Raw genomic sequence first — 12287 nt, 5'->3', positions numbered from 1 at the left:
GGCTAGCGTTCGACGCCCGGCACGGCGGCCGGCTCCGCCGTCTCGGCGTCCTCCGGGCGCATGGTGGTGCCCAGCGCGGTGAGGAGGAGGAACATACCCGCCCCGACGACGATCGCGATGTCGGCCACGTTCCCGATGAACCAGTCGAAGTACGCGATGAAGTCGACCACGTGGCCCTGGCCGAACGACGGCTCGCGTAGGAGCCGGTCGCCGAGGTGGGTCGTCGCCCCGCCGAGGATCAGCCCGAGGGCCACGGCCCAGGCGCGGGACCGCACCCGCCACGAGTACCAGAGGCCCGCGACCACGCCGATGGCCGTGGCGATCGTGAAGATCCACGTCGAGCCCGCGCCGATCGACAGGGCCGCGCCGGGGTTGTAGATGAGCTGGATGCCCAGCGCGTCACCGAGCACCGGGATCCGCTCGCCCCGGGTGAGACTGCTCTCGGCCCACAGCTTGGTGAGCTGGTCGGCGACGACCACGACGAGCGCCGTGCCGCCGGCCAGCCAGGGAGCACGGCGTGTCCACCGCTGCGTCCGGGGCGCGGGGGCCGGTGCGTCACCGGCGACCGGTGGCGACTCGTCGGTCGCGGATTGCTCGCTCATCCCGGCAAGTCTCTCACGCGATCGGGACTCCGCCGACCGTCGTCAGACGCCCCGACCTGAGGGTGCGCCCGCCGACCGGCGGCCGGCGTCACGCGCCTTCAGATGGCCTCCGGCGGCGTGGACCCTCGGGTGGCCTCCGGCAAATGGTGCAGGTGGGACGGGTCGGGGTGGTCGTGCGGGTCGCGGGCGGCCGGGATGACGGCGGTGGGGGCGTCCAGACCGTACCGGCCCGTCGGCCCCGTCGGTGCCGGCGGGGCGGAGACCACCGGGCCGGGCAGAACCGCGGTGGGGGCGTCGACCGAGCTGGCCGACGCCACCATCCGGCCGGGCACGCCGGGCGGCCCGTCCGGCAGCGGTGGCGCGGAGACGGGTGCGCCGACCTGCGTGGCAGGCCCACCGGGCAGAGGCGGCGCGGAGACGGGCGCGGGCGCTCCACCGGGCAGGGGTGGCGCGGAGACGGGCGCGCCGATCGGGGCCGGTGGACCGGAGACCGGTGGACCGGAGACCGGTGGACCGGAGACCGGTGGACCGGACGGCCGGGCGTCGGTCGCCAGCACCGGCAACGGGCCGGTTCGGCTGGCCGCGACCGTGGCCGGATGGCCCCCCGGGGCGGGAACGGCATCGGGGCCGGCGGCCGGAGCGGCGCCGGCCATCGGATCGGGACCGGTGGTGACCGCGACCGGATTCGGGTCGTCGGGCAGTGGCTCGTCCCCGTCGACCACGCTGTCCGGTTCGGTGACGTCGTCGGGGTCGTCCTGGTCTCGGAGGGTGAACCAGCCACGGAACCGGGTGCGGAGCACCTCGCACTCCGGGCGTCCCTCCACGTCGAGACGGAGCATCGTGCCGCTCAGGGTGACCGTGCCGAGCCCCGGACGGGCGGTGGAGGGCTTGCTCCCCATGACGTCGAGGCGTACCGCCAGGCGGTCGCCGGCCCGTACCGGAGCCAGCCAGCGCAGCTCTTCCAGGCCGGGGGAGGCGTCGGCCGCCGCGCGGGAGAGCACGTGGTCGACGTACGCCCGCATGAAGAGGCTGACCGTGTAGAAGCCGCTGGCGATCAGGCCGCCGTGGTGGCTCTGCCGGGCCAGCTCCTCGTCGACGTGGTACCACTGCGGGTCGAACCGTCGGGCGAAGGCGACCATCTCGTCCCCGTCGACGGTGAGCATGCCGAGGTCGAACCAACGGCCCGGGGTGAGGTCCTCGAAGAACAGCTCGGCTGAGGCCCCGGTCCCCGAGCGGACCGGTTCGGCGCTCACCGGCGCGGAGCACGCCGGGACACGGCGTGCAGCTCGGCGGCGAGGTCGGCTTCCAGTTCGCTGTCGATCGCGACGAGCCCCGGGTCGAGCGGCGTGAGCTGCTCCAGCGGGGTGGGGCCGGGTCGGGTCTCCGCGCCGGTCGTCCGGGGCGGGAACGGGTCGCCGACGCCGGCCGGACGCGGCTTGGCCGCCCGACCGGGGCCCGCGGTCGGGCTCGGCGCGACCCGCGAGCGGGGCCGGAGCGTCGGGCGTGGCCGGACCTCGGGTGGTGCGGTCGGCTCCGGCTGGGCCTGCTCGAGTTCGGTGACCGACTCGGCGAGTTCGGCCACCGGATCCATTTCGGCGACCGTCTCGTGCTCCTCCCGTTGTGGGGTGGAGTCGGTGGCCGGAACGGGCTGGAAGACGAAGGTCCGGTACGACCAGAACCGGAACAGCGTGGCGAGCACGACACCGCCGGTCTTCGCCACGTTGAGCGCGAGCAGGCCGGTCACGCCGAGGCCGTATTTCGCAGCGGCCAGGACGCCCAGTTCGATGAGCAGACCGGTCGCGTTGAAAAGGAAGAAAAGGGCATACTCCCGACGCATCGCCGATCTCGGTCGATCCCGGTACGTCCAGTGCCGATTCATCAGATACGACGTGATGGTGGCGACGACCGTCGCGGCGACCGCGGCCTTGAGTTGGCCGTCGGAGAACACGGTGAGTGCCAGTGCGTTGAACACCGCGTAATTGATGACGGTGTTGATGCCACCGACGATGCCGAATTTGAGCGCCTCGTGGACGAACTTCTGCCAGCGCTCGGGCAGGAGGCGAACAAGACGCATGCGGAACACCTTAAGGTCGGTCGTGGCTTCCGGCCTGTTGGCCGGACGGGATGGGCCCCAGGTCACGCCTGGGATTCTGGGTCGGGTCCTCGCGGAACCCGTCGGGTTCCCGCTTCGACGAAGACGAACCGTCGGTACGACCAGAACCGGAACAGCGTGCCGAGGCCCGTGCCGACGATGAAGCTGGCGATGTTGTCGGCCAGCGTGGTCTGGAAGACCTCCGGCCAGATGCTGCCCAGCCCGTAACGGCTGATGGCGAGGCAGGCAACCGCGATCCCCAGCCCCACCCCGTTGAAGAAGAAGAACAGGGCGTACTCGCGGACCGGGTTGGAGCGCTCCCGGTGCCGCCAGGTCCAGAACCGGTTGCCGAGGAAGGCGACCGTGGCCGCGATGACCGTGGAGATCGTCTTCGCGGTGACCGGCTCGATGCCACGGCCCGTGGTGAAGAAGTTGAACAGGGCGAAGTCGATGAGGAAGGCGATCCCGCCCACCGTGGCGAACTTGCTCAACTCGCGCAGGAGGTGACCGAACCGGTCGAACAGCGACCGGAGCAGACCCGGGCGCGTATGCGGGGTACCCGGTTGGTCCCCGGTCACGGTCGCAGCCACGGGGGAAGCGTACCGGCTGACCGCTTCCCGGACGGGTAGCAACGTCGACAGCGGGTAAACGCCTCCCGACGATGACAGAGGGTGATGTCGGCGGTGCCGTGGGAAGCGGTGGTCGGCGGAGGTGGTGTGGTGCCGGGTCCGTGCGGCCCGCGCCCGGCCGGGTTCCACTTCCTGCGGCGCATTGAAGGTCAACAGGGGAATGTGCGTGAAACTGAGCGGGAAAGCGGGTATCAGCTCGTGAAGCCGCAGGTTAGCCGTACTTTGTGCAGTTCTTCACAACCAGTCCCACTGACGCCTGGGGCCGCCCGGTTTACGCTGAGCGGAATCCCAGGTTTCCACGAAGGCGACGCGGTTCCCGCCCGCCACGACTCGTGCATCCCATAGATCGGTCAGCGTCGACCACAAGGAGATGTGTCATGGTTGCTCCGGCTGCTGTTCGGGGTATCGATCAGGCCCCGACGTCCCACGCCAAGCTGCTCGCCTGGGTCCGAGAAGTCGCGGAACTGACCACTCCCGACCGGGTGGTCTGGGTGGACGGTTCCGACGAGGAGTGGCGTCGCCTCACCGACGAACTGGTCGAGGCGGGCACGCTGATCCGCCTCAACCCGGAGAAGAAACCGAACTCCTTCTACGCGCGTACCGACCCGGGCGACGTCGCCCGGGTCGAGGAGCGCACCTTCATCTGCTCCGTCGACGAGGCGGACGCCGGCCCCACCAACAACTGGATGGCGCCGGCCGAGATGAAGCGGGTGATGACCGACCTCTACCGCGGGTGCATGCGCGGCCGGACGATGTACGTCATCCCGTTCTGCATGGGCCCGGTCGAGGCCGAGAACCCCATGTTCGGCGTGGAGATCACGGACAGCCCCTACGTGGTCGCCTCGATGCGCATCATGACCCGGATGGGCGCGAAGATCCTCGAGGCGATGGGGGACGATGCCGACTTCGTGCACGCGCTGCACTCGATCGGCGCGCCGCTCGAACCGGGCCAGCAGGACGTCCCGTGGCCGTGCAACGAGACCAAGTACATCTCGCACTTCCCGGAGACGCGGGAAATCTGGTCCTTCGGCTCCGGCTACGGCGGCAACTCGCTGCTCGGCAAGAAGTGCTACTCGCTGCGGATCGCCAGCGTGATGGGGCGGGACGAGGGCTGGCTCGCCGAGCACATGCTGATCCTCAAGATCACTTCCCCGGAGGGGAAGGTCTACCACATCGCCGGCGCGTTCCCGTCCGCCTGCGGCAAGACCAACCTGGCCATGCTGGAGCCGACCATCCCGGGCTGGAAGGTCGAGACCATCGGTGACGACATCGCCTGGATGCGGTTCGGCCCGGACGGTCGCCTCTACGCGGTCAACCCCGAGTACGGCCTGTTCGGTGTCGCGCCCGGCACCGACTGGAAGACCAACGCCAACGCGATGCGCACGCTGGACCGGGGCAACTCCGTCTTCACCAACGTCGCGCTCACCGACGACGGGGACATCTGGTGGGAGGGGATGGGCGAGCCGCCGGCCCACCTCACCGACTGGAAGGGCAACGACTGGACGCCGCAGAGCGACACCCCTTCCTCCCACCCGAACAGCCGGTTCTGCACCCCGATCACGCAGTGCCCGATCCTCGCCGAGGACTACTACGACCCGAACGGCGTGCCGATCGACGCGATCCTGTTCGGCGGTCGGCGCAAGGACACCGTCCCGCTGGTCACCGAGGCCCGCGACTGGGTGCACGGCGTCTACCTGGGCGCCACGCTCTCCTCGGAGACCACCGCCGCCGCGTCCGGCGCGGTCGGTGTGGTGCGCCGCGACCCGATGGCCATGCTGCCCTTCATCGGGTACCACGCCGGTGACTACTTCCGGCACTGGATCGAGATGGGCAAGGGCGCCGACGGCGACGCCTCCAAGCTGCCGCAGGTCTACTACGTCAACTGGTTCCGCAAGGACGCCGACGGCAACTTCCTCTGGCCCGGCTTCGGCGAGAACGCCCGGGTGCTCAAGTGGATCGTCGAGCGGATCGAGGGGCGGGCCGAGGCGGTCGAGACCCCGATCGGCATGGTCCCGGCCCAGGACGCGCTGGACGTCGACGGCCTCGACATGACCCCGGAGGACGTCCGGATCGCGCTGAAGGTCGACCCGGAGGAGTGGCGGGCCGAGCTGCCGCTGATCAACGAGTGGTTCGAGAAGTTCGGTGACAAGCTGCCCGGCGTGCTCTGGTCCGAGCTGGACGCCCTGCGCGCCCGACTGGACGCCACCCCCGGACGGTAGTCCCGCGCGCCCGAGGTGGTAGCAGGGGACCCCGGTTACCGCCTCGGGCCGAGCAGGGGTCCCCTGCTACCAAGAGTCCGAGCCGGGCACCCGCCCGTCCCGGACAGGTGTGCGGGTGGACCGCCGGGGGCATCATCAGCAGTCATGAGGACGGCCGCCGCGACCGAGGTCCGGCGGCCGTCCGCCGTCCGCGCGCTCACCGCCCTACTCGCCGTGACCGCGGCGGCCACCGTCGCGGTCGACCTGCTCAACTGGTGGTACGCCCCGGAGCAGGGCTTCGGCCTGGCCGTCCGGACCGGTTGGGCGCTGCTGCGGGCGTTCGGCTTCGTGCTGCTGATCGGGCACGTGCGCCGGGGCCGGACGCTGGCCCGGCCGCTCGGGCTGATCCTCGTCGTCACCACCGTCTTCGCGGTCGGACGGCTGATCGTGCCCCGGCAGGGAGTGCCCCCGCTGCCCGGAATCCTCGGGTTTGTCCTGCTCCTGGCGCTCTGCCTGGCCGTGCTCTGGCTGTTGTACCGCTCCCCGGCGGTCGCCGGGCACCTGACCCGGCACCGGGGGCGTCTGGTCATCGACCGGCAGGGCATCTCCTGGCGGGAGACGCCGCCGCGTCGTCCGGCGGTCGCCGGCTGGCTGCTCACCACCCGGGTCGCCGCGTTCACGTACGCCCCGCTGATGCTCGTCCCCGCTCTGGTCGCGGCCGGCACGATCCTGGACGGCCGGCTCGCCGCCGGGCCGGCCGTGCTCTTCTGGTTCGGCTTCGCCCTCGCCACCAGCTACGCGGTGCTGTTCTGCACCTTCTTCCTGTTGCGGGGCAGACGCTGGGCGCGCGGACTGCTGGTGGCGGTCACCCTCGTCGTGCTCGCCGTCGACCTGCCGCTGTGCTGGTGGCTGCTCGGGGCCGACGGTCTGGTCCGGGACGGCGCGCCGCTGGTGACCGCCGGTGGTCTGGCCCTCTACGGTCTGTGGCGGAGCGGTCGGGTCGGACCTGGAGGTGACGCCGCATGAGCGAGGCGTACGACGTCGCCGTGGTGGGGGCGGGGCCGGCGGGGGCCGCCGCCGCGCTGGCCGCCCGTCGGGCCGGGGCCCGGGTGCTGCTGCTGGACCGGGCCGACTTCCCCCGGGACAAGGCGTGCGGGGACGGTGTCGCCGCGCATGCGCTGGACGTGCTCGCCCGGCTCGGGGTCACCGACGCGGTGGCCGGGTACCCGCCGCTGTCCGCGTTGCGACTGGTCGCCCCGGGCGGCGACACGGTGGCCCGGACGCTGCCCCGGCCGGCGTACACGGTGCCCCGGACGGTGTTCGACGCCCGGCTGGTCGCGGCGGCCGTGGCGGCCGGCGCGGAGCTGCGGCGGCACACCGTGCGCCGGGTCGTCGAGCGGGACGACCGGGTGCTGCTGGACGACGTGTTCGCCGCCCGGGCGGTGGTCGGCGCGGACGGGGCCGGTTCGGTGGTGCGCCGGCTCCTCGGTCACCCGATCAACCCGGAACGCCATCTCGCGCTCGCCATCCGGGGGTACGCCACGGCCCGCTCCGGTCCGCCGGAGCAGCTCATCGTCACCTCGGCCGCGCGCTGGCCGGCGTACGCCTGGTCGTTCCCGATCGGCGACGGTCGCGCGAACGTCGGGTACGGGGAGGTGCTGCGCGGCGAGCCGCTGAGCCGGACGCACCTGCTCGACCGTCTCGCCGCGCTGCTGCCCGGCACCGACCTGGCCACGGTGGCCGACCTGCGCGCCCACCACCTGCCGCTGTCCACCTACCGACCGTCCCCCGGGCGGGGCCGGGTCACGTTGGCCGGCGACGCGCTCTCGCTGATCAACCCGTTCACCGGGGAGGGGATCTTCTACGCGGTGCTCTCCGGCGCGCTGGCCGGCGCGTCGGCGGCCCGCAGCCCGGACCGGGCCGCCGACCGGTACGCCGCCGACCTGCGCCGCCGTCTCGGCACCCACCTGCGGCACAGTTCCGCGGCGGCCTGGCTCGCCCGGCGGCGGCGGGTGGTGGACGGGGCCGTCCGGGCGGCCCGCCACGACGACCGGGTCTTCCGCACGGTGGCGGAGTTGGGGCTCGGTGACGGTCGGTTGGACGCGCGAACCCTGGCGATGATCGGCTGGGGACTGTCCGGGCGGGTTTGAGGTGGGACGTACCCCTTCCCGGTCCGGGTCGCTACGCTGCATGGTGATGACTCTGCGGAACCTGCTCTATTCGGTGTACGAGCGTCGACTGACGGCGAAGCTCGCGGGCAAGCCGGTGCCCCGGCACGTCGGCGTGATGTGCGACGGTAACCGCAGGTGGGCCAAGGAGATGGGTTTCGTCGATCCCAACGACGGGCACCGGGTCGGCGCAGCCAAGATCAAGGACGTGCTCGGCTGGTGTGACCAGGCCGGCATCGGGCACGTCACCCTCTACCTGCTCGCCACCGACAACCTGCGCCGCCCGGCCCGGGAACTCGACCCGCTGTTGCAGATCATCGAGGATCTGGTGGTCGAGTTGGCCGAGGAGGGCAACCCGTGGCGGTTGCGCATGGTCGGCGCGCTCGACCTGCTCCCCGCGCAGACCGCCGCCGCCCTGAAGGCCGCCGAGGAACGCACCCGGGAGCGCAGCGGCGGCGCCCAGGTCAACATCGCGGTCGGGTACGGTGGCCGGCGCGAGATCACCGACGCGGTCCGCTCGCTGCTGCTGGAGCACGCCGCCACCGGTGGCACCCTGGAGGAACTCGCCGAGGTGCTGGACGTCGAGCACATCGCCGAACACCTCTACACCCGGGGCCAGCCCGATCCGGACCTGGTCATCCGCACCAGCGGGGAGCAGCGCCTCTCCGGTTTCATGCTCTGGCAGTCGGCGCACTCGGAGTTCTACTTCTGCGAGTTGAACTGGCCCGACTTCCGCCGCGTGGACTTCCTTCGGGCACTGCGCTCGTACGCCAGTCGGCAACGCCGGTACGGCATCTGACCGTCCGACCCGAGCCGTTGTCGTAGGACAACTGTCAACAAACCGCACCGGGGAACTGTCGGCGTTCCGACGTGCCCGGCTGCCCGGGACACCTGTCCCTTCCGGCTGGGACGATCCTCCGGCGAACCTCCCCGTGCCGTCCGACCGTGGGCGGCACCGGGAGGAGAGGTAATGATCCACAGAGGATCGACAGCGAGACGGCGACGCGGGTTCGCCGGTCGATGGGGGCGGCTCTGTGCCGTGGCGGCGGTCGCGCTGGTTGCCGCCGTGGGCAACGTCGTGGTGTCGCCGTCGGCGTACGCGTCGGGCGGGGTGGTCGTCATCGACGAGGACACCCAGCGTCGGGGACTGTTCGCGGCGTACATGCGGTCCCGGGCGACCGGGCACGAGGGACTGCGGCAGATGTTCCTCAGCGCGGCGATGGTCGGCCACCGGCAGCGCAACCCGCAGGCCACGTCGCAGCAACTGGTGCAGTACACCGCGTCGATGAACCAGTGGTACACCAGCCAGCTCGGCGCGGAGGACCTGGCCCGGCCGACGTACCAGTTCATGGTGAAGCTGCTGGAACTGTCCGCGCTGCACCCGTCCGGCGCGGTGGCCGCGCCGATCTTCAAGGAACTGGCCGAGTCGACGCTCGGCAAGGAGATCAAGGCGCTCGGCGAGACGCTGGACGACATCCACGCCGCGCAGCGGCACAACTCCGTGATCAGCCAGGTCTTCGAGCACCAGAACAGGATCTGGGGTGAGGTGGCCGGCCGGGGCGCGATCGACCCGGCCTTCACCGAGGCCTGGAACGGCTACTTCGGCGCGAAGTACAACATCGTCGCGAACGCCACCCAGGAACAGCTGATGGCAGACCCGCTGATCGCGACGTACGTCAACGTCGACGCGTTGCTCCAGCACACCCAGAACGTCCAGAACTACATCGACGAGGGCAACCGGCAGATCGCCGCCCTGATCAACGAGATCAACGGGCAGACCGAGGCCGCCAACCGGGACATCGAGGCGGCGAACGCCACCCTGCCGGTGGACGGGCGACCGGCGACCCAGGCCGAGATCGACCAGGCCAAGGCGAAGGCCGAGGAGCGCCGGAAGTGGCTGGAAGGTGCCGCCGGCGCGGTCGACCTGCTGGGCAAGCTGATCGGCGTTGCCGACAAGAAGGTCGGTGCCATCGTGACCGGCACCGGCCGGGCCGCCATCCAGATCGCCACCGCGGTCAGCGACTGGCTCCCGACGCTGGCCGCCAACGGCCTGAAGGCCGCGCTCTTCTCGGCGAGCGGGATCGGCATGGCCGGCGCGGTGCTCGGCGCGATCCAGTCGCTGGTGCCGCTCTTCGGCGGCACCGGTCCGACCGTCGACGAACAGATCCTCACCGAACTGAAGGAGCTCCGGGCGGAGCTCGGCGAGTTCCGCGCGGAGATGAACACCCGGTTCGACCGGATCGAGCTGGCCCTGGTGCAGATGTTCGACCAGATGGACCAGCAGTTCAACCGGCTGCTCACCGAGGTGTGGCTGACCCAGGAGCAGCTGGTGCAGGTCGTCAGGCAGCTCGCCCTGGTGACCGAGCGGGTGGACTTCTGGGGCAGCTCGATCATGCGGTCCCTCCAGGAGACCCAGGTCACCCAGCTCAAGGGGCTGATCAACCAGCGGGTCAGCCACGCGGCCCGCTACCCGGAGACCCCGCTGACCTGGGAGGAGTACAAAGCGACGGTGGAGGCGCTGAACACGGCGGCGAGTCTGCAGAGCAAGGCCGCGCCGTTCACCGCCGGCCTCGGTGACCCGAACCCGGAGAACAACCTCGGCGCCTTCGGCTACCAGGGCTCGATCCGCTACCTGACCGACTACGCGGAGCGGAACCTGAACCTGCCGCCGGGCACCAGCAACGGCGTGCCGGTGCAGGCGCCGGCCGTGCCGGCGGTGGAGCACTGGATGCTGGCCGCCGAGGGCTACAAGCACATGGTGGCGCAGAACCCCCAGTTCGCGGCGCAGGTGAACCTGACCACCGGCGAGATCCTCGCCGCCGGTCAGGCGATCCAGACCGCGGTCCGGCGGTTCAGCCAGCCGCAGGGCTGGGACAAGCCGGAGCAGTTGGGCCCGGTCTACGTCAAGCTGCTCGACAGCTATCGCGCCACCGGCTTCGAGCTGGTCGGCAAGCTGCAGGAGAAGCGGAACGCCATCCAGCAGGACCGGCTGGGCTACACCATGTTCGGCCTGCCCAACCAGGACGTCGAGGGGGCCAGCACGGCCGAGCCGACGACCATCTCGCCGTGCGCCGGGACGGCCACCTTCAAGCCGAGCCGGCCGACCAACGTGGTCAGCAAGGGCCTCAAGGAGATGTGGCTCGCCGACTACGGCCGCCCGAACACCCCGGCGCAGACCTGTTACCAGGCCTCCTGGGTCAACATGTCCGAGCCGCCGGACCCGGATGGGGACAAGCCGTACGCGGTGTACGCCGACCTCCAGATCACCTTCCAGGTGCGGCAGAACTGGGACGGGCAGTGGCTCACCGTCCATGAGTGGAGCAAGGTCTACCCGTACGGCAAGATGCAGCAGTACTACCCGCCGAACGACCCCCGGCAGGGCTGGATCCGTGCCGCCTGGCAGGGCATGTCGGAGAAGTGGGGCACGGTCAAGCCGGACTTCGAGACGGTACAGGGCACCGCGCCGGGCGAGGCGACGCTCAAGACCCGGGTGCGGGACTGGCTCTACGGCCAGGCCGGGCAGTACTACTACGAGATCGTCCGGGACCTGGACAAGCCGGGTACCGACCTCCACCGGTTGAACACTCAGCTCACCCGGACGGCGCTGCTGCTTCAGTCGTACACCAAGCTCGGTTTCGCCCGTTCGCTGGAGCACGACCAGACCATCGGCATCCACCTGCTCGGCCAGTCCCGGATCCCGTTCGACCAGGGGCAGTTGGAGGCCAACGTGGTCAACGGTCGGGAGGGCCTCTCCGGTGGCATCACGCCCGCGAAGCGGGTCAGCGACGGCTTCCGGCAGGCGCTCGCCAACTACTGCGCGAGGATCGTCAACGACCGGTGCGAGGTGAAGCCGCCGAGCGGGACGGAGCCGAACCCGCGCACCGGCCAGAACGAGCACGTGCTGCCCTGCACGTCGGCGGAGCGGTGGGACCCGGTCGAGCGGTGCCTGAACTGGGCGCTGGACTACCGGTCCACGCAGCTCCGGCAGCGGCTGGAGGCGGCCAGTGAGCGGCTGCTCGACGAGCCGCCCGTGCCCGAGGGCATCCCGGCGGTGGACGAGCTGATGCAGGGCATCCGGATCGCCGAGGCGGTGGCCAAGAACGGGCCGACCGGCGACACCGCCCGGATCGGCGCGGTCACCGCTCAGAGCGGGAAGTGCCTGGACATCCGGTCGCCGTTCAACGACGGCGCGCAGATCGAGGTCTCGACCTGCGACGCGTCCGACCCGCAGGGCTGGGCGCTGATGCCCAACCGCAGCGTCATGTCCATGGGCAAGTGCCTGGACGTGCACAGCGGCGGATCGGCGGACGGCAACCAGATCATCCTCTGGCGCTGCCACGGCCTCGGCTCCCAGCAGTGGGTGGCCCACGGTGACGGCACCCTGCGCAACCCGCAGTCCGGCAAGTGCCTGACGGTCGCCCCCGACGGCGCCATCGTGCACCTGTGGACCTGCAACGGCGGCGCGAACCAGAAGTGGACCCTGCCGGCGTGACCGTCGCCGGGATCTGCTGACCGGGATCCTCCGCCCACCCCGGGCGGGGGATCCCCTCGCGTCCGGTCCGGCCGCGCGGAAGCGCCGATGGCGACCGCCCGGGCGA

8 protein-coding genes and 1 pseudogene are annotated in these 12287 nt (G+C 71.1%); 5 read left to right on the top strand and 4 right to left on the bottom strand.

Features of this window, described 5'->3' with window-relative positions; genetic code table 11:
• Positions 1 to 2: 2 nt before the first annotated feature.
• The 4 genes and pseudogenes from GA0070618_RS05620 to GA0070618_RS05605 all read right to left on the bottom strand — a co-directional run bounded on the left by GA0070618_RS05620 (position 3) and on the right by GA0070618_RS05605 (position 3326).
• Positions 3 to 602: a signal peptidase II gene (locus tag GA0070618_RS05620; protein ID WP_088980688.1), complete on the bottom strand. Its 600-nt coding sequence runs from the start codon at positions 600 to 602 to the stop codon at positions 3 to 5.
• Between the two features lie 98 nt (positions 603 to 700).
• The gene (locus GA0070618_RS05615; RefSeq protein ID WP_197701721.1) at positions 701 to 1855 is read right to left on the bottom strand and encodes a MaoC/PaaZ C-terminal domain-containing protein; all 1155 of its coding nucleotides are present in this window, start codon (positions 1853 to 1855) and stop codon (positions 701 to 703) included.
• Positions 1856 to 2109: 254 nt separating this feature from the next.
• A pseudogene (locus GA0070618_RS05610) lies at positions 2110 to 2676 on the bottom strand (GtrA family protein); the annotation flags it as partial.
• A gap of 62 nt (positions 2677 to 2738) precedes the next feature.
• The gene (locus GA0070618_RS05605) at positions 2739 to 3326 is read right to left on the bottom strand and encodes a GtrA family protein (protein WP_172900261.1); all 588 of its coding nucleotides are present in this window, start codon (positions 3324 to 3326) and stop codon (positions 2739 to 2741) included.
• Between the two features lie 374 nt (positions 3327 to 3700).
• Here GA0070618_RS05605 and GA0070618_RS05600 point away from each other — a divergent pair, with 374 nt between their 5' ends.
• The 5 genes from GA0070618_RS05600 to GA0070618_RS05580 all read left to right on the top strand — a co-directional run bounded on the left by GA0070618_RS05600 (position 3701) and on the right by GA0070618_RS05580 (position 12181).
• A complete protein-coding gene (locus GA0070618_RS05600; protein WP_088980686.1) occupies positions 3701 to 5542 on the top strand; it encodes a phosphoenolpyruvate carboxykinase (GTP) in 1842 nt (613 codons plus the stop codon).
• A 144-nt stretch (positions 5543 to 5686) separates the two neighbouring features.
• On the top strand, positions 5687 to 6547 hold the full coding sequence (locus GA0070618_RS05595; RefSeq protein ID WP_088980685.1) for a hypothetical protein: 861 nt from the start codon (positions 5687 to 5689) through the stop codon (positions 6545 to 6547).
• Positions 6544 to 7671: a geranylgeranyl reductase family protein gene (locus GA0070618_RS05590; RefSeq protein ID WP_088980684.1), complete on the top strand. Its 1128-nt coding sequence runs from the start codon at positions 6544 to 6546 to the stop codon at positions 7669 to 7671. The genes GA0070618_RS05595 and GA0070618_RS05590 overlap by 4 nt, the downstream gene beginning before the upstream one ends.
• 46 nt (positions 7672 to 7717) lie before the next feature.
• A complete protein-coding gene (locus tag GA0070618_RS05585) occupies positions 7718 to 8488 on the top strand; it encodes an isoprenyl transferase (RefSeq protein WP_088985307.1) in 771 nt (256 codons plus the stop codon).
• Between the two features lie 171 nt (positions 8489 to 8659).
• Positions 8660 to 12181 (top strand): ricin-type beta-trefoil lectin domain protein, encoded by a 3522-nt coding sequence (locus GA0070618_RS05580; RefSeq protein ID WP_143740239.1) that lies wholly within the window; start codon positions 8660 to 8662, stop codon positions 12179 to 12181.
• The last annotated feature ends 106 nt before the right edge of the window (positions 12182 to 12287 follow it).

The organism is Micromonospora echinospora (assembly GCF_900091495.1).
Classification (GTDB): Bacteria; Actinomycetota; Actinomycetes; order Mycobacteriales; family Micromonosporaceae; genus Micromonospora; species Micromonospora echinospora.
The sequence above is the reverse complement of the archived record's forward strand: the minus strand, read 5'-3'. Positions and strand labels throughout refer to the sequence as shown.

Excerpts from the sequence above, each read along its gene's own strand:
- GA0070618_RS05620 (WP_088980688.1), bottom strand. The coding sequence starts at position 602 with ATGAGCGAGCAATCCGCGACCGACGAGTCGCCACCGGTCGCCGGTGAC.
- GA0070618_RS05600 (WP_088980686.1), top strand. The coding sequence starts at position 3,701 with ATGGTTGCTCCGGCTGCTGTTCGGGGTATCGATCAGGCCCCGACGTCC.
- GA0070618_RS05595 (WP_088980685.1), top strand. The coding sequence starts at position 5,687 with ATGAGGACGGCCGCCGCGACCGAGGTCCGGCGGCCGTCCGCCGTCCGC.
- GA0070618_RS05590 (WP_088980684.1), top strand. The coding sequence starts at position 6,544 with ATGAGCGAGGCGTACGACGTCGCCGTGGTGGGGGCGGGGCCGGCGGGG.
- GA0070618_RS05585 (WP_088985307.1), top strand. The coding sequence starts at position 7,718 with ATGACTCTGCGGAACCTGCTCTATTCGGTGTACGAGCGTCGACTGACG.
- GA0070618_RS05580 (WP_143740239.1), top strand. The coding sequence starts at position 8,660 with ATGATCCACAGAGGATCGACAGCGAGACGGCGACGCGGGTTCGCCGGT.